Annotated in this window: 18 protein-coding genes and 1 riboswitch; of the genes, 13 read left to right on the forward strand and 5 right to left on the reverse strand. The window is 44.7% G+C overall.

Annotated features, from left to right (window positions below):
- The first annotated feature begins 38 nt into the window (after nucleotides 1-38).
- Complete coding sequence (locus tag CWO13_RS08160) at nucleotides 39-533, forward strand: GNAT family N-acetyltransferase (protein WP_102431224.1); 495 nt, start codon at nucleotides 39-41, stop codon at nucleotides 531-533.
- Nucleotides 534-676: 143 nt separating this feature from the next.
- On the opposite strand, the gene CWO13_RS08165 is transcribed toward CWO13_RS08160, so the two are convergent.
- Nucleotides 677-1,459: a response regulator transcription factor gene (locus CWO13_RS08165; protein ID WP_108082763.1), complete on the reverse strand. Its 783-nt coding sequence runs from the start codon at nucleotides 1,457-1,459 to the stop codon at nucleotides 677-679.
- 167 nt (nucleotides 1,460-1,626) lie between these two features.
- Nucleotides 1,627-1,726: riboswitch (purine riboswitch) on the forward strand.
- Nucleotides 1,727-1,816: 90 nt separating this feature from the next.
- Here CWO13_RS08165 and CWO13_RS08170 point away from each other — a divergent pair.
- From CWO13_RS08170 to CWO13_RS23425, 3 genes are all read left to right on the forward strand, one after another.
- The gene (locus CWO13_RS08170) at nucleotides 1,817-2,830 is read left to right on the forward strand and encodes an adenosine deaminase (protein ID WP_108082764.1); all 1,014 of its coding nucleotides are present in this window, start codon (nucleotides 1,817-1,819) and stop codon (nucleotides 2,828-2,830) included.
- Between the two features lie 252 nt (nucleotides 2,831-3,082).
- Complete coding sequence (locus CWO13_RS08175) at nucleotides 3,083-3,799, forward strand: Crp/Fnr family transcriptional regulator (RefSeq protein ID WP_108082765.1); 717 nt, start codon at nucleotides 3,083-3,085, stop codon at nucleotides 3,797-3,799.
- A gap of 166 nt (nucleotides 3,800-3,965) precedes the next feature.
- The gene (locus CWO13_RS23425; RefSeq protein WP_165901729.1) at nucleotides 3,966-4,124 is read left to right on the forward strand and encodes a hypothetical protein; all 159 of its coding nucleotides are present in this window, start codon (nucleotides 3,966-3,968) and stop codon (nucleotides 4,122-4,124) included.
- Between the two features lie 88 nt (nucleotides 4,125-4,212).
- On the opposite strand, the gene CWO13_RS08180 is transcribed toward CWO13_RS23425, so the two are convergent.
- On the reverse strand, nucleotides 4,213-4,878 hold the full coding sequence (locus CWO13_RS08180; protein WP_108082766.1) for a DUF2057 family protein: 666 nt from the start codon (nucleotides 4,876-4,878) through the stop codon (nucleotides 4,213-4,215).
- Between the two features lie 293 nt (nucleotides 4,879-5,171).
- A complete protein-coding gene (locus CWO13_RS08185) occupies nucleotides 5,172-6,734 on the reverse strand; it encodes an arylsulfatase (protein WP_077681544.1) in 1,563 nt (520 codons plus the stop codon).
- 346 nt (nucleotides 6,735-7,080) lie between these two features.
- Here CWO13_RS08185 and CWO13_RS08190 point away from each other — a divergent pair, with 346 nt between their 5' ends.
- The 9 genes from CWO13_RS08190 to CWO13_RS08230 all read left to right on the forward strand — a co-directional run bounded on the left by CWO13_RS08190 (nucleotide 7,081) and on the right by CWO13_RS08230 (nucleotide 18,990).
- On the forward strand, nucleotides 7,081-8,628 hold the full coding sequence (locus tag CWO13_RS08190) for an arylsulfatase (protein WP_102431220.1): 1,548 nt from the start codon (nucleotides 7,081-7,083) through the stop codon (nucleotides 8,626-8,628).
- A 208-nt stretch (nucleotides 8,629-8,836) separates the two neighbouring features.
- Nucleotides 8,837-11,209: a tetratricopeptide repeat protein gene (locus tag CWO13_RS08195; RefSeq protein ID WP_108082767.1), complete on the forward strand. Its 2,373-nt coding sequence runs from the start codon at nucleotides 8,837-8,839 to the stop codon at nucleotides 11,207-11,209.
- Between the two features lie 149 nt (nucleotides 11,210-11,358).
- Nucleotides 11,359-12,342, forward strand: a complete 984-nt coding sequence (locus tag CWO13_RS08200) for an AAA family ATPase (protein ID WP_017060007.1) — start codon at nucleotides 11,359-11,361, stop codon at nucleotides 12,340-12,342.
- 12 nt (nucleotides 12,343-12,354) lie between these two features.
- A complete protein-coding gene (locus CWO13_RS08205) occupies nucleotides 12,355-13,317 on the forward strand; it encodes a DUF58 domain-containing protein (RefSeq protein WP_107898850.1) in 963 nt (320 codons plus the stop codon).
- A complete protein-coding gene (locus CWO13_RS08210) occupies nucleotides 13,317-13,859 on the forward strand; it encodes a DUF4381 domain-containing protein (RefSeq protein ID WP_107898851.1) in 543 nt (180 codons plus the stop codon). Before CWO13_RS08205 ends, CWO13_RS08210 begins: the two co-directional genes overlap by 1 nt.
- Entirely contained in the window at nucleotides 13,852-14,931 is a 1,080-nt protein-coding gene (locus tag CWO13_RS08215) for a vWA domain-containing protein (protein WP_108082768.1), read from the forward strand. Before CWO13_RS08210 ends, CWO13_RS08215 begins: the two co-directional genes overlap by 8 nt.
- Nucleotides 14,924-16,630 (forward strand): vWA domain-containing protein, encoded by a 1,707-nt coding sequence (locus CWO13_RS08220; RefSeq protein WP_108082769.1) that lies wholly within the window; start codon nucleotides 14,924-14,926, stop codon nucleotides 16,628-16,630. Before CWO13_RS08215 ends, CWO13_RS08220 begins: the two co-directional genes overlap by 8 nt.
- Nucleotides 16,627-18,006 carry a BatD family protein gene (locus CWO13_RS08225; RefSeq protein ID WP_108082770.1) on the forward strand — a complete coding sequence of 460 codons (1,380 nt, stop codon included), beginning with the start codon at nucleotides 16,627-16,629 and terminating at the stop codon, nucleotides 18,004-18,006. Before CWO13_RS08220 ends, CWO13_RS08225 begins: the two co-directional genes overlap by 4 nt.
- Nucleotides 18,007-18,084: 78 nt before the next feature.
- Entirely contained in the window at nucleotides 18,085-18,990 is a 906-nt protein-coding gene (locus CWO13_RS08230; RefSeq protein ID WP_102431212.1) for a LysR family transcriptional regulator, read from the forward strand.
- Between the two features lie 231 nt (nucleotides 18,991-19,221).
- On the opposite strand, the gene CWO13_RS08235 is transcribed toward CWO13_RS08230, so the two are convergent.
- Together CWO13_RS08235 and CWO13_RS08240 are read right to left on the reverse strand one after the other, a co-directional pair.
- Nucleotides 19,222-21,696: a putative bifunctional diguanylate cyclase/phosphodiesterase gene (locus CWO13_RS08235; protein ID WP_108082771.1), complete on the reverse strand. Its 2,475-nt coding sequence runs from the start codon at nucleotides 21,694-21,696 to the stop codon at nucleotides 19,222-19,224.
- Nucleotides 21,693-22,811 (reverse strand): substrate-binding domain-containing protein, encoded by a 1,119-nt coding sequence (locus CWO13_RS08240; protein WP_102479200.1) that lies wholly within the window; start codon nucleotides 22,809-22,811, stop codon nucleotides 21,693-21,695. The genes CWO13_RS08235 and CWO13_RS08240 overlap by 4 nt, the downstream gene beginning before the upstream one ends.
- Nucleotides 22,812-22,861 lie beyond the last annotated feature (50 nt).

Here is a 22,861-nt window from a genome sequence, read left to right on the forward strand (position 1 = left end):
GTCGTTCAGTTAAAAAGATCAGATAGTAAGGAAGCGCTTTGGAAATACAAATTAGACATCTAGAACTCACAGACAACCAAGATATTTTTGATATTTATCGCCATCCATCAGTATCAGAAAACACCTCTCAAAAGCCTTTCCTCAGCTCTGATCAAGTGGAGCGACTGTTTGGTCACTCCGACCATTTCACTTTAGTTGCGGAAGTATCCGGTAAAGTAGTGGGCCATATTACTTTATTCATGACCAGCAAGGTAAGAGACAGGCACTGCGCTGGTCTTGGTATTGCTATTCACCCGGATATGCATGGTAAAGGGGTCGGTAAGGCGTTAATGCAAGAAGCGATCAATCAGGCGGATAACTGGCTTAACCTCGTGCGTCTTGAGTTAGAGGTTCATGCTGACAACCACGCCGCTATTGCTTTGTATGAACGTGTAGGTTTTCAGTTAGAAGGCACAAAAAGGCTCAGTACGTTCAAAGGCGGTAAGTACATCGATATGTTACTAATGTCGAGAATACGACCAGATTACCTTTGAAGGCGAAGTGACTCTATATAACTGAAGCAGTTGAAGTAAGATATTAATTAACAGGGTTATTTTAATAAAACCCTCAAATTTTATTTGCTTGAGGGTTTTGTGTTTATAAGCATTCGTCACTATCAGATTTGTTGATAAGATCGCTATGAATTATCGATGCCAAAGCCATTTCGCAGTGCAAACTGAATCAGTTCGGTATGGTTGTCGAGTTCCAAAATATCCAACATGCGGTATTTGTGTGACTCAATGGTTCTAGAGCTTAAAAAGAGGATCTCAGCACATTGCTTTGCGGTATAACCTTGTGCCAGTTGAGTCAGAACCGCACACTGCCTTTTGGTCAGCAATAATAGTTTTTCACTCTCGTTAATATTATTGGTTTCATCGCTGGTGACACTACGCGTCATTTTGGAATGCTGCCAAAAACAGAGCCAGATATCACTCAGCAATTTGATTCGCTTCATGTCAGCCTCTTCAATTGGCTTATCGTAACGATTGAACCGTGAGAAGCCGATAGCTCCCCACTGCTGGCCAAACAACGAAAGGCTTACAATCCCATGCCAATGAGCACCTTCTTCATAAAGTACACGTAACGGGTCGAGTTTATGGTTCTTTAGTGTTTCTTCAGGGAACAACTGCCAACACTCTTTTGAACGTAAAAGCTTAAGGTAGTCAAGATAATTGCCTTTTAGAAAGCGTTCCATTTCAAGCGGTGGAGTATCTGTTTGGGATACGGAAATACTTTTTCCTGTATCCAGAAGAATCATTGAGTTTGGAAATAGGGTAAGTCTGTCGAGCTTAAACCAAGCGAGCGCTTCTCTTGCCAGTAAGAAAAAAGTGCTATCGAAATCTTTGGGCTGGCATGCGGTCAAAGTTTTGGTTTGGTGAGAGAGGAGATCCTCAAAGCTCGCGAATAGGTTGTGTTTCATATCGACCGTCTTTTATGGTTTTAGACAAAATAGCGGCAATAACTAAAGTGTGTCAATCTAATATTAGAATGTTGTTCTGAATAAGGTGTGGCGAGTATTCTTAAATGCTACTGAGTAATTTATTAGTTTTATCGAGAAACGATTAGTGAAATTCACACTGAACTCTGTATAGTAGCAACCGTTTGCTTCGTATAACCCCAATGATATGGTTTGGGGGTCTCTACCGGCTCCCGCAAAGTGCTGATTACGAAGGGTTTAGAACACAATTGTGTTCTTACTCTTTGTAATAGCGTTCAAGAAAACCTCCTGTCTATTATTCAGAGTAAGTGCACACCTAAAATCCATAGTAGGTGAAATATGAACGCATTTATTCAAGGGCTTCCAAAAGTAGAGTTGCATTTACACATTGAAGGCTCACTCGAACCTGAGTTGCTTTTTCAACTCGCTCAACGCAACGGCATTGAGCTACCTTACTCATCCCCAGAGCAGTTAAGGCGCGCATACCAATTTGATGACTTGCAGTCGTTTCTGGATATCTATTATCAAGGTGCAGATGCGCTTCGCACTGAACAAGATTTCTATGACCTAACATGGGCGTACTTAGAGCGCTGTAAGGCTGATAATGTTATTCACACCGAAATCTTCTTTGATCCTCAGACACATACTGATCGTGGTATTGCATTCGACACGGTCATTAACGGTATTCATCGTGCACTTCAACAGGGGCAAAAAGAGCTGGGTATTACCTCTCAAATTATCGCCTGTTTCTTGCGTCACCTGACTGAAGAGCGCGCCATTCAAACGTTCGCCGATGTGTTAAAACATCAAGATAAGATCGTCGGGGTTGGGTTGGATTCTTCTGAATTAGGACATCCACCAGAGAAGTTCAAACGTGTATTCCAACAAGCGAAACAAGCGGGTTTCTTAACTGTGGCACATGCAGGGGAAGAAGGTCCTGCTCAAAACATTGTGGATACGATTGAAATGCTCAGCGTGAGTCGAGTGGATCATGGTGTGCAATGCATGACAGATGACGCTTTAATCGTCGAATTGATTGAGACTAAAATGCCGCTGACTGTGTGTCCATTGTCTAACATCAAATTACGAGTGTTTGATGTAATGGAAGAGCACAACATTGTCGAGCTGTTGAGAAAGGGTGTCGCTGTAACCATAAACTCTGATGATCCAGCGTACTTTGGTGGCTACATGTCGGATAACTTCAACGCAGTGAGGCAAGCTCATGAGATGACGCAGAAAGAACTGGCACAGTTTACTTTGAATGCGATTGACGCGAGCTTTATCGAAGAGTCATTGAAGCAGCAATATCGTGAGCGTGTTCAAGACTACCTTTCTAAAGCCGATTCTGAATAGTCTCTAGTTTAGACTTCGGCTATAAAAACTCTGTAGCTTAGAGTCTTATAACGACCGACATATGTTGGTCGTTTTTATATTGCTTCTACGCAATTTTTAGGTGAGAAGTAACCTAACTGACTAAGAGGTATGATTTTATTTTGCTAAAAACATCTCCTCTAGCTGTAATGAACTACCTTTAGAAGGAGTGCAAAATGCAGCACTAACGCTGTATAACGTGAACATAGCGATTGTCGGAGGAGGAATACACCGTTGTTAGACCCAACAATCAGTGAACAAATTGAGTGGCCATGTGAATTGCCGCAAGAATTGATCGATAGCTTAATCGAGATTGCTATTTTCAAAACGAGTGTTCATAGCCTGGAAATTACCAAGAAATTCCAAAATCTGCCTGGCGTTTTCTATATTCTGAGTGGTTCTGCAGGAATCTGTTTTTCTACTGAGAATATGAAAAGCATATCCGGTGGTGTGATTGGAAGAGGAGATTGGCTAGGTGCTTTGTCTATTCATGCTGACTACAACCTCTTTGCTGTGGCAGAGGAGGTCGAGCCTATTACCATGGTACTGTTTCCTGCCAAGAAGGTGTTAGCGCTTGCCGAAGAGCAGTGCATGGTATTCAAATGGTTGTTGCATAGTGGGACCAAAGCACAATCTATTTGGATGCAAGCTTACTTATCCTCGATTCATGAAAAAGAACAGAAAACCATTTACGTCTTGTTGGAGCTTGCTGCACGCCAAACCAATATAGCAGGTGCGACCGTGAGTATAAATATCTCACAAACTCAATTGAGTACTATTACAGGGATCTCGAGACCCAGGTTGAATGAGGTGCTTAAAGGTATAGAGCAACAGGGCTTAGTGAAGATAGAGAGAGGGAAGGTGTTCATCACTGATGCTGAGGGTTTGTATGAGCGTATTTCACCAATGAATTTGATGATGCGCGATCCTGTCGCTGAGATTAAAGCGTGAACCTCTAAAAGCACAGCTAACCTTTGGATGATTAGATTTTGAGTGATTAATCAATATCACACGAAAACATTATGCACAGTGTTCTTTTAGGAACATACACCACAAGAGAATATCTATAACGTTCACTCTAGATTTATAAATTGAATTAGAGCGGAATAGAATTGTTATGAAAATGGCTGTACTGGAATATAAAGTATTGGGACTTGGTGACTGGATTAAAACAAGAATTTCTAGCCGTTGTGCATACTTACTGGCTGAAGAATATAAAGCGTTGGGATGGCCAACCAGAGTGGATGGCAAAGTGGTATCCACTGAGTCTGCTTAATCTATACGAGCCTAAAGTACCTAGATGAAGACAAAAAAGAAGCTGGCAGTGTGCCAGCTTCTTTCATTTTTAAATTAAGACAGTTGAGTTACTTGTTCACGTAGTCTTTGAATTTCTGCTTTGCTTCAGCATCTGCTTTTTCGTACCAGAAATACAACATCTCTTCAGCTGTATTTGCTGCATTTCCGTCAATCTTTGCTGGAAGCGTTACTGGCTGTACGACAGCTGCTGCTGCGCCCGCACTAGCACCTACTGTAAGTGCAGCGATGCCACCTTTCTGGTTGTATTCTTTCGCTTCTTGCGGGTACTTACGACCAATCTGCATGCCATCTTTGATAAGTTTGTCTTGCTTAACACTGATTGCATTTTGGTTTTCATCAACCAGTTTCCAATCTAAGTTTTGAAGGCCTTTTTTCGCTTCGTTGGTGTTACGGAACTTAGGCATATCGAACGTCAATGCTATGTCTGTCGCATCAAAAGTAGCAATAATCGTATCGCTATCGACAAACTCGCGGTCGTTACCTTGGCTGAAAGCAAGTTGATATTTGAAAACGATTTGGTTTACGCCGTCTGGCACGGTGATCGTTTTGCTTGAAGAGAAAAAGCCACCCTCAAGAGCAGGCTTAGCTTCGTTAACCGCTAAGACTTCGACTAAAGCATCTGCGCTAGAAGGAACTTCAATTGTTACGTCAGCGAACGCGTGTGGTGCTGCGATAATTGTGGAAAGCAGCGCGATGGATTTTAATGTTTTCATAATCATACAGTTGTTTATGGGCAGTTGAATTACAATCGCATGGTAAGAACTCCAATTCAAGTCATGTCATAAGGATTTGAAAAAATTTGCGAAATCTTAACGCAACGGTCATATATTAAGGTTCACATTGACTAGTGTGAGTTTTTATTTTTGAAAAATGAGAGGGTAGGTTGGGTGTGAATTATACTAGTTGGCGGTTCGCGTCTTATGTTATTTGTATTGGATACTAAAAAGCCGCGGTCACTGCATTCAGTCACCACGGCTTCGTTATTACATGTTTAATCTAGAGTAGCTTATTTAGCTTGTGCTGCTGCAGCTTCTAGTTGCTTAAGTTTACCTTGAAGCATGTAAGCATTTTGGTTGAAGTTACCTGGGTTCAGTACTTGGCTGTTCTGCATTGGGTAGTCGGGTAGTGTGTTCATAAACTCTTGTACTTTGCCGCCTACTGGTACGAATAGCCACATGTTGTCTGCCATCCAACGCAGGTACATGCCAGACTCGTGTGGTGCTTTTTCGAATGGGTCTGCACGTAGGTGAACGACTTGAGGCCAGTTTGGTTGGAAACGCACTGCATCTGTGATGTTACCGTCCATTACAGCGAACGAAATCTTGAAGTCATTCCAACGTACCGCGTTTAACTCAGCGTTAGCAGAGAAGTAAAGCATGCTATCACGAGGGCCTTTCTCTTCTTTACCTTGGAAGTAAGGCAGGAAGTTGTAACCATCTAGGTGTACACGCCAGTTTTTACCGTTGTAAGTCGCACCTTTATCAGAAGCCAGCTTCTCAACCACTTTATCATCACCAGCTGCTGCTAGTAGAGTCGGAATCCAGTCTTGGTGACTCATGATGTCGTTGATCTTAGTTCCCGGCTTGATTGTACCAGGCCAGCGAACTAGCTGAGGAACACGCATACCGCCTTCGTAAGTTGTACCTTTCTCACCGTGGAAGTAAGTCGCACCGCCATCAGGCCAAGATACGGTTTCTGCACCGTTATCAGTAGAGTAGATGACGATGGTGTTGTCTGCGATCTTAAGCTCATCAAGCTTGTCTAGTAGGATACCTACTTGGTCATCGTGCTCTAACATGCCGTCAGCGTAAATGCTGATACCCGATGCGCCTTGGTATTTTTCTTGTAGACGAGTCCACACGTGCATACGTGTTGTGTTGTGCCAAATGAAGAATGGTTTGTCCGCTTTCACTGCTTTTTCCATGAAGGCTAGAGATTCTTCTAGGAACTCTTCATCCGCGTGCTCCATACGTTTACGCGTCATAGGGCCAGTATCTTCAATCTTACCGTCAGAAGTTGATTTGATTACACCACGAGGCCCAAAGTTCTTACGGAACTCAGGATCTTTAGGGTAGTAGTATGTTTCTGGCTCTTCTTCTGCATTCAGGTGGTATAGGTTACCGAAGAACTGGTCAAAACCGTGGTTCGTTGGAAGGTGTTTATCTTGGTCACCCATGTGGTTCTTACCGAACTGAGCAGTCATGTAGCCCTGTTCTTTAAGAAGGTCTGCGATAGTTGGAGCCCAATCTGGGATACCGTGATCAGAGCCTGGCATACCGATAGTTAATAGACCTGTACGGAAAGGTTCTTGACCCGTTAGGAATGCAGCACGACCAGCAGTACACGATTGTTGACCGTAGTGGTCAGTAAATAGTGCGCCTTCGTTAGCTATACGGTCGATGTTAGGTGTTTCGTAACCCATCATACCGTTGTTGTATGCACTGATGTTGAATACACCAATGTCATCACCCCAGATAGCAAGAATGTTTGGTTTTTCTGCTGCCGTTGCCGCTGAAGAAGCTGCTAATAAGCCAACACCTAATGCTAGTTTATTAATTTTAGTACCCATAAGGACTCCGATTCACTTTAAAGATTAATGCGTTAGAGCAACACATCGATGAACAAATGTTATTCCCAAAATTCCGCTTCGTCCTTTTATAGTGCTTATAACCAATCGTTATGATGCTCAGTTAACCCATTGATCAATATCATTTTTAGTGGGTTGAATGAATAAGTCCTTAGTTTGTATGTGTGATCCTTATCATGTTTGTTGGCGTTAACCTTATCGATGATTCCGGTGTCCATATCTCAATAAAAATGACAAATAGATTAATAGTTTAGCGAATCTCGCGATCGTTCAAAAAATGGACTATACGTTGTAGGGCAGGATGCAAATAACTTACGAAGAGGTTTCTATGACAGCGAAATATGGCGCTAAACGTCGATTAGCGATTTTGGGTACAGCAATGATGGCCGCGTCTAGCGCCACTTTTGCGGCAGAAAAGCCAAATATATTGGTCATTTGGGGGGACGATATTGGTCAATCCAATGTGAGTGCATACACCTTCGGTCTCATGGGTTACAAAACCCCGAATATTGATAGCATCGCCAAAGAAGGCATGATGTTTACCGATTACTACGCAGAGCAATCTTGTACCGCAGGTCGCTCTACGTTCATTACAGGTCAAAGTGTACTGAGAACAGGCTTAAGTAAAGTAGGCTTGCCAGGTGCAGATATTGGCCTTCAAGCAGAAGATGCAACCATTGCTGAATTGCTTAAACCTATGGGTTACATGACAGGTCAATTTGGTAAAAACCACCTTGGCGATAAAGATGAATTTCTTCCAACAGCGCACGGGTTTGACGAATTTTTTGGCAACCTTTATCACCTAAATGCTGAAGAAGAACCAGAAAATGAAGATTACCCAACCGACCCAGAGTTTCGTAAGAAGTTTGGCCCGCGTGGTGTTATCAAATCATTTGCTGACGGCAAGATTGAAGATACGGGCCCATTAACACGTAAGCGTATGGAAACCGTTGACGAAGAAACGCTCGATGCCGCGCTTGATTTTATGGATCGCGCAGTGAAAGCCGATAAGCCATTCTTCGTTTGGTGGAACGCAACACGTATGCACTTCAGAACTCATGTGAAAGCGGATAGTAAGGGTGTGACGGGCGTTGGTAACTACGCTGATGGTATGGTTGAACACGACCGCCACGTTGGACAGTTACTGAAACAAGTCGACGAATTGGGTATCAAAGACAACACGATTGTTTTCTACTCAACGGATAATGGTCCACACATGAACTCTTGGCCTGATGCCGGTACAACGCCGTTCCGTGGTGAGAAAAACACCAACTGGGAAGGCGCATACCGTGTACCAGCAATGGTTCGTTGGCCTGGTAAGATTGAACCGGGCAGCGTTTCTAACGAAATTATGCACCACATGGACTGGATGCCAACCTTCGTAGCAGCCGCTGGTGATGATCAAATCAAAGAGAAGCTGCTGAAAGGTCATACTGCGGGTGATAAAACGTTTAAGGTTCACCTAGACGGATATAACTTCCTTCCTTACCTAACCGGTGAAGAAGAAAAAGGTCGTCGTCATGAAGTATTCTACTTTACCGATGATGGTGATTTAGCGGCTCTTCGTTACAACCAATGGAAAGCGGTGTTCATGGAGCAGCGTGCAACGGGTACGATGCAGATTTGGTCAGAACCGTTCGTGACGTTACGTCTTCCTAAGCTGTTTAACCTCCGTATGGACCCATACGAAAACGCAGATATCACATCGAATACTTACTATGATTGGTTGTTAGACCATGCTTATATGTTCGTTCCTGCACAAGCGTATGTTGGCAAGTTCCTAGAAACCTTTGCTGAATATCCACCACGCCAAAAAGCAGCAAGCTTTAGCTTGGATCAGGTTATGGAAAAACTTCAAGAGAACCATAACAAGTAAGCTTTGGTTTGTTGAAACTGATAGCTTAATGAAACTGGTAACACAAGAGAGCTCCTAGGAGCTCTTTTTTTATGCGCATACCGATGAGTAAATACCAGTCGTGAATATGAATCACAACTATCGTGCTCGCTGCCACTAAATAATTGTAAATTCATTGTTTTTGCGTCTACCTTATTAAGCATAAGGATGTATAAAAACAAGGAATGTTATGTCTGCATGGTTGTGCTTGCTAGTGAACGGATTGAAACACCAGCGAGTTGCAGTATTATCCGCAATGTTATCTTTACCCGTGTTGTCGATACTTAGTTTCCACACGCATGCCAATGAACAGGCTTTATCAGAAGCTTCGCATGCGAGCTCTCAAGCGACGTATGTCGGATCTGAAGCTTGTATTGACTGTCACAGTGTGGAAGTGGAAGCATGGCAAGGTTCTCATCACGACATGGCGATGAAGCATGCCACCGAAGATTCCGTTCTCGGTGATTTCAATAACCAAACCATCACCCATCAAGGAAAGCCTAATCGCTTTTTCCGCAAAGGTGATGAATTCTGGGTAAACATTGAAGGGCCTGATGGTCAATTCAAAGATTACAAAATCAGCTATACCTTTGCCTTTGAACCTCTGCAACAGTACATGGTTGAGTTTGAAGACGGACGCGTGCAGTTGATTCCTTTCGCTTGGGATTCTCGAGATAAGAGTGAAGGCGGTCAACGCTGGTTTCACCTTTATCCTGATACCACCAACACGGATGAATTCTACTGGACCAATAGCGGTCAAAACTGGAACTTCATGTGTGCTGATTGCCATTCAACGAACCTAGAAAAGAACTACGATAGCGCGAGTAATACCTACGACACCACATGGTCGGAGATTAATGTCGGTTGTGAAGCGTGTCATGGCCCTGCGAGTGAGCACGTTGAACAAGCCCAGCAAACAAATAACCAGCAAACCGCAGCCAAAGGGGGAAAAAATGCCCATGTCTCGGCGCATTACGGCTTTGACCGCGATTTGTCAAAATCGGTAAAAGAGTGGATCTACCAAGAGGGCAATTCAACTCTGCAACCAAAAGACATTATTCATACCAATCAAGTTCAGACCTGTGCTCAGTGCCACAGCCGACGCGCCCAGTTGAATGAAACAGGCGACCACGTTAACGGTTCATTTTTTGATAAATACCGCTTGAGCCTGATTACCCCTGAGCTTTACCATAACGATGGCCAAATCTACGATGAAGATTACGTTTACGGCTCCTTCTTGCAATCAGTGATGGCAGAGAAAGGCGTTACTTGTACTAACTGTCACGATCCTCATACTGCAGAACTGAAAATTGCCGAAGAAGCCGTGTGTAGCCAGTGTCACATTGCTTCTGAATACACACCTGAAAAGCACACATTCCATGAAGCCAATACCGAAGTTTCACAATGTACCACTTGTCACATGCCAGAAACGACTTACATGGAAGTCGATCCAAGGCGTGACCACAGCTGGCATATTCCACGTCCAGATATTAGCCAACACATTAAAACACCGAACGTGTGTACGAGCTGTCATGAAGACCAAACTGATCAATGGGCCGATCAGCAAATTGGTAAGTGGTTCCCAGATTCTAAGTATCGTAACCAGCAACACTTTGCTGTTGCCTTTTATGCGGATTCAATCGGGCATAGAGGTGCAGAAGATGCACTGGCGTATTCAGCTCAAGACTCAAGTTTAAGTAATATCATTCGTGCTTCGAGTTTAGAACGTTTAGGTGGCAACACGGGCAAGAACACGCTTATCTCATTAGCGAGAGCGGTGAAACACGATGATGAAATGATCCGCTTGGGTGTGGTGCAAGGCTCGTCTGGCTTCCCATTCACTGATCGCTGGCAGATTCTAGAGCCATTATTGAAAGACCCTGTATTGTCGATTCGATCAGAAACCGCAGGCGCGCTAGTACGTTACTGGGGAGAAATGAATCCGCTGCAGAAAGACCAAATCAAGCCTGCATTGGAAGAGTACATTGAGATACAACAATTTAATGCCGACAGAGGATTTGGCCGCACAAATTTAGGTAACGTTTACCGCGATTTAGGTCAGCACGATAAAGCGATTGAGTTCTATCAAGGTGCAATCGAAATCGAGCCTTATTTCGAAAACAGCTACGCCAATTTAGCGGATTTGTATCGAGCGCAAGGTAACGAAGCAAAAACGTTGTCGACGTTGAAGCAAGGCATTGAAGCTCAGCCTAAATCGAGTGTATTGCCATACAGCACAGGATTGTCTCTGCTTCGTGTGAAAGATTACGAACAAGCAACGGACTACCTTAAACAAGCCGCTGAAACTGCGCAAACCGACCCACAATATTGGTATGTGTACGGATTGGCTTTAGAGAAATCGGATGTGCTTGCGGCAAGTCAATCACTGCACAAGGCTTACCAATTTAGCCGCAACCCACAGCACCTGTATGCCCAGTGTGAAGTGTTGGCGCGAAACAGCCATTTACCGGGCGTACCAAAGGCGTTTGAGCAGTGTATTTCATCATTGAGCAAAGTAGCACCGCCGGAAGCCATTAACCAATTGAAATCTAGGTTTAAATAAAGCGATGAGGTGAGCTTGGCTATCGTGCTTGCTGCTTATTCCGCTTGTAACCAATTATCACGTTTATAACTGTTTATCATGTGTATAACTAATAGTTATGGGGCTTGTGAGTAGGATGTACGCAGCCAGATTGAATTAAGGGAAGACCTATGAACCATGCGCAACAAGCAATAAACCAACTGATTGAACAAACAGAAAAAAGTGTTATCGGTCAGAGCCACGTCGTTCGGGCTCTGGTGATAGGGTTATTGACTAATGGACATGTGCTTCTTGAGGGGCTTCCCGGTACTGCGAAAACTCGCTCAGTAAAATCGCTGGCGAATCTACTGAACACCAGTTTTGGTCGAATTCAGTTTACTCCTGACCTGCTGCCGTCAGATGTGACGGGTACGGAGGTGTATCAAGAGCTTGATGGCAAGCCGCAACTGCATTTCCAACCGGGTCCTATTTTCAACAGCATTGTTTTAGCCGATGAAGTGAACCGTGCGCCTGCAAAGGTACAAGCGGCTCTGCTTGAAGCTATGGCGGAAGGCACGATAACCGTGGGCGGCCAAACTCACATCCTTCCTGACTTGTTCATGGTATTGGCCACTCAAAACCCAGTTGAACAAGAAGGTACTTATCCGCTACCTGAGGCGCAAATGGACCGTTTCATTATGAAAGTGACGGTCGACTACCCAGAAGACGAAGCGGAACGTGACATCATTCGACTGGTGCGCAGTGAGGAGTTGGGTAGCGAAACCAGTTCAGAATTAGTCACTCCACAACATATTGAACCTGAGTTGGTACTTGAGGCACGCCGACAACTTCCAGACATTGCCGTTTCCGATTTAGTTGAGAACTACATTGTGGCCTTGGTCATGGCAACTCGTAAGCCAGAGCGTTACCCAGAATCAAACTTGTCTAAATGGATTGAGATTGGCTCAAGCCCGCGTGCTTCCATTGCGTTGGATAAATGTGCACGCGCTTATGCGTGGTTACAAGGGCGTGACCATGTCACGTTAGATGATGTGCGAGCGATGCTACCTACCGTATTAGGCCACAGATTCTCACTTTCTTATGATGCATTGGCCGATGGCGTTGACCATCAAAGAGTGGTTGAAGAACTGCTTGATAATGTTGAGATCGGATAATTAGGGGGCGTCATGGCGAAGCCAACACAAGCTCCCAAATCGCAAGGCCTTGATCCACGCTTATACTGCGACTATTCAAGGTTAGTGCGAATACAGGCTCAAGCTGAGTCGTTTTCTCTACTGCCTCACCTAAAGGCGGGCAGCGTGCTTTCGGGTAGACACAATTCATTGTTCCGAGGTCGAGGTTTGAATTTCGAGGAGCTACGTCACTACCAACTGGGTGATGACATTCGTAACCTCGATTGGAAAGTCACGATGCGAACAGGTAAACCTCATGTTCGTAGTTATACCGAAGAGAAAGACCGTAATGTGATGATCTGTGTTGATCAGCGCAGTTCGATGTTTTTTGCGTCTCAAAATACCATGAAATCCGTTGTAGCCGCCGAAGTGGCGGCACTGTGTGGGTGGCGAGTGCTTAAAGATGGTGACCGTGTCGGTTTCGTTTTAGCCTCGCACCAAAAGCTCTTTCATACCAAAGCACAGCGCTCACAGTCTGATTTGCTCGCTCAACTTAAACACCTGACTAAAGCGAATCAAAGTTTAGCCGTGAGTGTGAGTGACAGCGAGAGTGTCGGATTCAGTCAATGGATTGAACTGATCAAACGAATGAGATTAAAACAGTCGACCTTAATCTTTATTAGTGATTGGCGAGATTGCCAAGAACAACACCTTGATCGCCTTAAGCAACTGCAACAACACAACGATATCTTAGCCATTATGGTCACCGATCCCTTAGAACAATCACTGCCTCACGATCTTGCAAGTGCAAACTGGGTAGTGGGGGATGGTCGATTTCAACTTAATCTGGATAGCCAATCTAAGGTTAACCTCGCAAGTGAAAGCCTTGCCCAAAAAGCGGCACTCCAAAAACAATCCCTTGCTAAATTGATGGCGATGAAAAACCTTCCTTATATCGAACTAGACACGTCAGGCAATCACATATCACAGTTGCAAAAGCTGGTGGGAGGGCGCTAATGACCGTTGAACATACCCCTCCGAGTACTTACATCCTTCGCGACCTACATGATGTCGCCATTCCCGAGAGCGTGAGCTGGATGCCGCAAACCATTGGTTGGAAGATCCTCGGCGTTATTCTGTTATTGGTCGCTATCTATCTGGCTTATCGTTTGGCGCAGAGATGGTGGAATAATCGTTATCGTAAAGAAGCGCTTAAAGAGCTCATGATATTGGATGCAAGAGACAAGAACTCTACCGAACGAACCTTCAAGGTACTGAAAGTGGTGCTTCGTTACCTAGACAGCAGCAATGCAAAGCTGTTTGGCCAAGCATATGTTAACCGTTTGAACGCTTATCTGCCTGTTAACGTTAACGAGAGTAAAAATAGCAATGCTTTCTTTGCCGATGAAGTTTCGGGACTATGGATGCAGAGTTTAATCGACCCTAAGGTGCGTTTGAGCTTTGAACAGCGTTTAGAGGTGATTCAAACCGCGATGATGTGGCTAAAGCTTCATAAACCGGATGTACAAGTAACGTTTGAGGGGCAAGATAATGTTTGATGCTTTATCTGCAAGCTTCGAATTTGCGCACCCATTGTGGTTTATCGCGTTACCTCTGCCGTTGTTGGTCTACTTTGCCGTACCAGCTTATCGAACTAAGCAAATGGCGATTAAGGTGCCATTTTTTCGAGAATTGGTTGAAGCTATTGGGGAAGCGCCGTCAGAAGGTGCAAGCCAGTTAACACCAAGCTGGTGGCAACGAACTACGCTCATTATTACTTGGGTATTGGTCGTGTGCGCGTTAGCGAAACCAACCATTCTTGGTGAGCCACAGGTTCGTGAACAATTGGGTCGTGATGTGATGGTGGTGGTCGATTTATCCGGCTCAATGGCGGAGCAAGATTTCACCTCTAAGCAAGGCGATAAAATCTCTCGTTTAGATGCGACCAAAGAGGTGTTAGCCGATTTTGCGAAAACCAGAAAAGGGGACCGACTCGGTTTGATCTTGTTTGGTGATGCAGCGTTTGTACAAACACCGTTTACGGCTGATCAAGATGTATGGCTTGAACTGCTTAATCAAACCGATGTCGTGATGGCAGGGCAAAGCACGCACTTAGGCGATGCTATTGGTCTTGCGATTAAGGTGTTTGAACAAAGCGAAAAGCAAAGTACTGCAGTTCAAGACCCGAGCATTGATGCCAACGCGAAAGAGAAAGTTGTGATTGTACTAACTGATGGCAATGACACAGGAAGCTTTGTCGAACCTATCGATGCCGCAAAAGTTGCGAAGGCGAAAGGCGTTCGTATTCACGTGATCGCCATGGGTGACCCACAAACCGTTGGTGAAGTAGCTTTGGATATGGAAACCATCAAACGAGTGGCTCAAGAGTCTGGTGGTGAAGCCTTTGAAGCACTTAATCGCGATGAATTGACTAAAGCTTATGCTCAAATTGGTGAGCTAGAGCCTCAGTTGTATGAGAGTACGACTTATCGTCCTAAACAGGGATTACACCATTACCTGATGGCCATTGTTGTTGTGATGTATTTGACTGCGTTTAGTTTAGCAACAATCCGCCGACGCTCGCTTTTGGCTTCTTCAATGAAAAATTTGAAAGGAGAGAACGATGCCTGATTCTCTCATGTTGCAACAGTTCTTTACCCAGTTTCACTTTATCCGACCATTGTGGTTGTTGGCCTTTATCCCGATGTTTTTCCTATTGTGGATTCGCTGGAGAGAAGAGACCAAACCAACGTGGAAAGACATTCTGCCTGCACATTTACGTGATGCATTAACCATCGGTGAAACCGGTTGGCGCAAACAGTTACCACTGAAGCTATTAATGGTGATTGTGACCATCGCCATCATTATCTGTTCTGGCCCAACATGGCAGCGTGAAGCTTCGCCTTTTGGTGAAGATAAAGCATCGATGTTGGTTGTCCTCGATAACAGTGAATCCATGCTTGCTAAAGATTTGCCTCCAAGTCGCTTAGAACGATCTAAGCAGAAAATTAGAGACTTATTGGCAGCTCGGAAAGGCGGTAATACGGGCTTAGTGGTTTACGCAGGCAGCGCACACGTCGCGATGCCCGTCACTCAAGACAGCAAGGTATTCGAACCGTTTCTAGCGGCTATCACACCCGATATCATGCCGGTATCAGGTAAGTCAGCAGAAGAAGCACTGCCACTGATTAATCAGCAACTGTCTGGTGAGTTAGGCTCTTCTGTACTGTTGGTATCTGATGGTGTAAACCCAAGCACCATTAGGGCGTACGAGAGTTTCTTTAACGACAATCCGTATCAGTTGCTGATTCTAGCCGCAGGAAACAGTAATGTGGTGAGCGATAACCCTGTCGACCTAGATTCATTGCGCAGCCTAGCGAGCAAGACGGGTGGACGACTGATCGAAGTGATCGTTGATAACTCCGATATCCAACAACTCAATCAAGCGGTTGAAAGAAACATGCAACTGAATGGTGAGTCTTCAATGCCTTGGAAAGACATGGGATATGGCCTGCTTATTCCAATGGCAATCATCATGTTGTTGTGGTTCAGAAAAGGGTGGTTGGTACAGTGGTGTGTCGTTGGTCTAGTGATTTCAGGTAGCATCTATTCACCAAGCACTTTGGCGAAAACAGTCAATTTAACTGCTGAGAAACCAGTCGTGGTGGAGCCGCTTACAGCTTGGGATAAAACAGCTCAATGGTGGTGGGACTTATGGCTAACGCCTGATCAACAAGGGCAACGTTTATTGAATCAGAAGGAATATCTTGAAGCGGCCAAGCATTTTAAGGATCCAATGAGAAAGGGCGCGGCTTATTACTATGCTCGTGATTTTAAGTTAGCTCACAGTGCATTTTTGCAAACCAAAACTGACCTTGGCTTATACAATGCAGCCAGTGCGTTAGCCAGACAGCGTGAATACCTTGCGGCACGAGACCTTTTGAAATCATTAAGCGAGAAAGAGGATCTGTCACCAGAACTAAGAACGGATGTGGAGAACAATCTTGCTGTGCTTAGTGGAATTGTCGAAGAGGTAAACCGAACCAGTGAAAGCCAGTCTGGAACCACAGATGGCCCTGAGGAGTCTTTAGAACTCGAAGACGATCAGCCTCGAACGGGAGATGGAGCTGAAGAAGAAACGGTAGCGGAATTGATGCTTAAGGAAACGCTTAATGCCAATGAAATCTTAGGCAGCCAAGAGCTTGCCGACAAGTGGTTAAAACGCGTTGAAGCGGATCCTAAGTTCTTCTTGAAGTCCAAGTTCCAAATTCAGTTAAGAGATCCTGCACCTTCCATCGAACAGTCTTCAAAACAGGAGCAAACACAATGAGTCGAGTTGATTTAACTCTTGCAGTGCTTCTAGAAAAAGCAGGGCGCTCGGAGTCTTTTAGACTAACGAAGGCCTTGTTTGTGTCGCTAGTTCTACTGTTTAGCACTGCTTTTTCTACACTTGCTTCTGCGGCTGATATTTATGACCTGCAGAGGACTGGCGATGTCGAATTGATCGCTTGGGTCGGAGAAAAACCGAAGTCTGGCGACAAGATTACGCCTACGAAAGTTAGCGTTAATGAACAAGTGATTCTGAACATTGAGGTGGCGACACCGCGTTGGCTAACTGGGGGAACCCGAATTGGCAGCATCGAAATCCCGAATGTTATTGCTAAGCAGCGCAACCAGCTGGCGACGAACTACACGGAACGAGTGGGCGGCACAACATGGTCACGCCAACGCTGGGAAGTGACGCTTTATCCGATGACTTCGGGCGAATTCGTCATTCCTACTGTGCCTGTTCGAATTCAAGTGTCAGCGCCTGATGGTTCAAACGTTGGTGGCACACTTTATACGCAACCCATTAAGTTTGAAGCTTCATTACCTTCAGGTTTGTTAAGTGATGAATCGCCTTGGTTTTCTGCAACCGATGTGGATGTTGAACAGCAGTGGCAACGTTCGAATGAAAACTTGAAAGTTGGCGATGCGGTTACACGCACGGTTACGATTAAAGCGAAAGACAGCTTGTCTGTGTTACTGCCAGATGTGTTGTCCAATGAAGCGACTCAGCAATATCAAGCTTACCCACAGCCTAATCGTTTAGACGATACACAAGAGCGTGGTGATTACCGTTCTAGCCGCATCGAAGAAACGGTTTATGTGATTCAACAAGGTGGCGAATTTATCTTGCCGGATTTTTCATTCCAGTGGTGGGACAGTAAGAATCAACGTCTTGAAAGCGTTGTCATAAAAGGTGAGGTGTTTGAAGCCAAGCACACGCTCCAATCTTTCATCAAGGCTTATATGTCGGTCTTTATCAGCGTAGGTTTGGCATTAGTGTTGTGCGTTGCGCTATTTGTTTCTTTGATGCGCTATTACAAGAACCGACCAACACCGAGTTGGTTGGTATTCCGTCGTTTACTCAAGCAAGGTAATTGGTCTGCATTGAGAACCTTTATCTATCGAGAGTTACGAACTGAAACGACTCAGTTAGAACTGGGTAAAGTGAAACTTGGTAAATTGAATGGACAAAAACGTTGGGTGGAAGACAGCGAAGCGCTCCAACAAGGGCGTGAAGATAAAAACGTATTTACTCGCTTGTGGAGAGAGTTACGTAGCCTGCCCAGTACTCAAACAGACTCAAGGCATTCTCGTTCGATTTTCGCCCGCTTGAAAATCCCTAAAGCCTTGCCAGACTTAAAAGATAGAACTAAGTAGCAAACTTTAGTTATTCGCATCGAACATAATCGGCAGGTTCTCTACTATGGGGAACCTGCTTCTTTAATATGGAACTGTATGAAAAGTACCGAACTAAATCTAATTCCTATATTTGTTGCTATCTATGAAGAACAGAACTTATCTAGGGCTGCTAATCGCATGGATATAAGCCAACCAGCAGTGAGTAAAGCACTTGCAAGGTTGAGAGATATCTATGATGAGCCATTGTTTCACCGCACCACATCAGGCGTAGAGCCAACCACATTCGCTATTGATATCTACCCTGCAATGGCCGCTGCGCTTAAAAACTTTACGTCTACCTTATCCGCATCAAGAGACTTCGATCCTAAAACCTCAGGCCGCGTGTTTTCTATTGCCTGCGTCTCGGCGGCTAGCTATGAAATGATGCCAAGAGTGATGCAGTTAATCAGCCAGGTTGCACCCGGTATCGCACTCGAAGTTCACCCTCTGTTTACGGAAGATTACGAGTCTGATTTAAGGCTCCAAAGACACGATGTGATTGTCGATATGACGCCAAAAGGAAGAACCATGCTTAAGCATGAGGTGATTTCTACAGAGGAGCTGGTCGTGGTGTGTAGTAGTGATCACCCTACTGTTGGCGATACAATCGATATGGAACAGTTCTTAGCACTCGAACATGTGGTGGTCTCTAGGTGGCATGCGCGCAAAAGCTTATTGAGCTCTGAACACTACAGTGATCTAGAGAAACGTAGAATAGTCTATCGTGCTGCAGGTGTTGTTGAGATGCTTCCTGTTATCGAAGGCTCTGAGTACATCGGTGTAATGCCTATTTCATCGGTGCGTTGTTTTGCTGAAAAGTACGCGGTCAAAACACTGCCATTACCCTTCGAGTTGGAAGACCTGGAGATGTGTATGATTTGGCATCCAAGCCGTACTAATGAACCAAGCCATAAGTGGTTACGAGCTAAGATCAAAGCAGCAGCAAAAGAGTTATCAAGTTAGCCTATACAAGGACATAGCCATTGAAAGCATTCGCGCGATTTTAAATGGAAAGAAAGCCAACACAGTGGCACTTTGACTATAGGTAAAAGCTGCTTTACTGGTGCGATCTTTGAAGTTGCTTTTTGTTACGGCTGCTTGGCCGGTAGGGCAGCCCGAAGGCTACACTTATTCAGTCAAAAATCTGTGAAGGAACTTAACTCACTGAAACTTAATTAACTTAAGGAACAGACACTAAGCCTCTTTTTGGCTCTGCTCAGAGTTAAGCAAGAAGTAAGACACCCAATCATCAGTCGGCAACGGCCTTGCAAAGAAATAGCCTTGCGCGTATTTACAACCTATTTGGCGCAGAGTCTTTACGTGGTTCTGCGTTTCAAGCCCTTCGGCAATCACCGAGAAATTCAGAATTTGTGCAAGCTTTAATACAGCACATGTGATCTCGTAATCGACCTTGGATGAGTTAATGTCTTCAATAAAGCTTCGGTCGAGTTTGACGCAATCAGCAGATAGATTCTTCAATACCGACAGCGATGAATAGCCTGTACCAAAGTCATCAATCGCAATCTTATAACCCTTCGAGTGAAGTACCTCTATGGTTCTTGAGCAGGTTTCGAAATCTCGCATCATGTCTCTTTCAGTGATTTCAAGAAGCAGTTGATGTGGCTGGCAATCTGTTTCATCCAGTATCACTTGTAGCTGCTCTGCGAGGTCAGTCATATAGAACATTCTTGCTGAGAAGTTGATAGAGAAAATCACACCTTGTAGGTCGATACCTGAGCGTTGCCATTCGGTGATCAGGTTGGCAACCTTCTTAAATACCCACTTATCGATGTCGATAATAAGATCGCTTTTCTCTGCGACTTCAAGAAAATCGATAGGTGGAAGCAATCCAAGTTTGGGGTGACGCCAGCGAATGAGAGCCTCGGCTCCGATGATGTCTTGAGAATCCAAGTCGACTTTTGGTTGGAAGAAGACTTCCAGTTCGTCGTTTGCAATGGCTTGATGAAGCCCCATGTTTGTTTCAATTAAGTCATTGACTTCATGGGTCATTTCATCAGCATAGACTCTGTATTGATCTCTACCGTTACGTTTTGCGTGATACATAGCGGTGTCTGCGTTTCTAATTAAGGTTTCACGATCTAAGCCGTGAGTAGGGTACTCACATACCCCAATACTTGCTGAAACGAAGATAGAGTTATCATCAATATAGTAAGGCTTTCTTAATGCTTGGTTTAGGCGATCAGCGATGGGTTCACCTTCTTCTAAACCAACGTTCGAATACACAACCAAGAACTCGTCGCCGCCCATTCTAGCCACAAACCCCTTATCTCCGACGAGATTGCTAAGGATGTCAGAAACGTTAACCAGCAAGTTGTCTCCAGGTGCGTGACCTAACGAATCATTGATCGTTTTGAACTCATCAATATCGAGATAAAACAATAAAAAGGGCGCTTGGTTCTCGCTTGAGATCTTAATTTCTTTATCTAACTGCTTGGTTGCTAACAATCTATTAGCCAAATTAGTCAACGGATCGTGATGTGCTAGAAAGTCGAAGTTCTTCTTCTCTTCAGTGAGGTCGAGATAGGCCTCAGACAGCCTTGAAGCCATGTTGTTATAGGCTTTTTCCAAGTGAGACCACTCGTCACTTCTGCCCAAATTGATAGGATTCTTGAGGCTACCGGATTCTAAACGGTCGAAGCCATGTCTCAGCGCATTGAGCGGTTGTCGAATATGATGTCTCACCACGTGGTTAACCAGCAACATCGACAACACGACGGCTGAAAAGCTAATAACAATGGCGTTCAGTCTTGATAGACCAATCTCTTTTTCAAGCTGGTCGGTTAGTGCTAAGGCTTGGCTCTGTACGCGTGACTCTGTGTTTTCTACCATCTCTAACAAGTCACCTTGCGCCTCTAATAGCGAAGCCATCACCAACCAACGTTGTTCCAGATTAGCGCGAATCCGTTTTAACGCGGCGTTGTATCGCTTCACGGTACGGTGGATTCGTTTCTTCTCTGCGATAACCACAGCCGTTCCTATATCAACATTTTCTAAGTGGAGTAAGAAGATATCGAGCTCTTTCTCGACCTCGATAAGCAGTACTTTCTCCGTTTCTGGCGTGATGCGGCTGTGAATGTCACCGACCATTTTTCCTGAGGTGAGAAACGACTCTCGTAGCATGTTGATGAGATCTAATTCATTGATATAACGGATGAAATTAGGTTGGTCTAAGTGCCTAAGCTTGCTGTCGGCTATCGCAAATTCGAGTTGATTAAGTTGCTCGGCTAATGCAGCATCGATTTGATTGGTTTGCTTGAGGATTCGATTCAGTGCTAGCGAACTGCCTAAGAAACGATGGAAGTTATCGATAAAGGCATCGATCTTTTGCGAGAAACCTTCGTTGGTCGACAAATCTCTCAAGCGTTGCAGTTGGAAATCAACGTTGAATGCTTCCTCAGACAAGGTGGTTTCACTGAACAGAAAGGTTTGCTCCAGTAACTTCACACGAGAGGTTAATGTAAATACGCGACGACTGATTTCAGAGTTAACAATCAGATCTGACACGTGTGTTGAGGTTTCCGTTTTGAGCGTCGACTCGACGTAATAGAGTGAGCGGATCACCATGATGACCGCAAGGCTCACAATCAAAAGCGAAACCAGATTCGAAATAATGAGCCTTTGGGTGATGTTGATCTGAGGTAGTTTCATTGCGGCTTCCAAATTTTCAGATACGCTTCACGGTAGCCATTTTTAGGGTCATAGATGCCTTTGTCTGACTGGCTAATAAGCTCTTCAACATTACCCGGTGTAACGAGGTGTACAGGGGCAGAGTAGCCACTAGGAGGCATTTGATTGAAGGCTCGGTTGAGCTCGTCAACAATCTGCCAACCTTGTAAATATAAGGGCTCAGGAACGGTTGCCAGTTGGAATTGTCCGCTATAGATTCTTTTGTAGGCCGCTTTGCTGCCATCACCTGCAGATATGTTCCGCGGGATCATTTTTAACTCTTCAAGGCTCGACTCCAAAGAAGGTATCGCATAGTCGATGTACAAGTCGTTGATGGCCAATATGTGAGTGATTTTATCGTCGTACTTGTTATCAAGGTCTTTCAATGTCGCGGGCATTTGCTCAGCAATTTTGTCTAAAGGCAGGTAGTTGAGCTCAAGGACATCACAATTGCTGCAACGCTTGATGGTGTTAACCATGGCGTTGGCTTTGATCATCGCGATTTCATAATTAGGGTCGGTAAACACCACGGTCTTAGCTTGACCCTTGGAGTTGACGATGGCGAGCAGGGCTGCTACCTCAGCCACATCAAGCGGGTCAGTAGTGATGTTGGTGTATAAGCCGATCTCTGGGTTTCCGCCAACAAGCTCCGTCGCGTGCCATCCGATGACAACAATCCCGAGATCTTCTGCTTGTTTCAAAATGGTTTTGTGACGAACCGCGTCAATGCCACCTAAAACAATGGCATCGGGCTCAAAACCGATTGCTTTTCGGATCGCGGCACCTTGACGCACTTCAGAACCCAAACCATCAATGAACCTAAGGTGCCAATTGATGTTAGAGATGGCTTCAGATATGCCTTTGCCAACGCCATATACGCCACCATTACGTAAATCAGACGCGACGAAAATAACGTTCTTTTCATGACGCACTGCTGGACCTTGTGTTGGACCATCCCAGGTTCGTTGGTTGGAAACCGCACGCATCACTTTTTCTTCTGCGTAATGGAAGAAATTGTTCTCAGGATTACCCGCAAAACTCGGTGAGTTGCAAGTAGTAGCGAGCAACAAACTCGCAAAATACACTGTTTTATTCATAAGGGTTATAAAACGCTTTAAATTATTATCGCTATATATTTATAATATTG

This window comes from Vibrio sp. ZF 223, assembly GCF_003050585.1.
Taxonomy (GTDB): Bacteria; Pseudomonadota; Gammaproteobacteria; order Enterobacterales; family Vibrionaceae; genus Vibrio; species Vibrio crassostreae.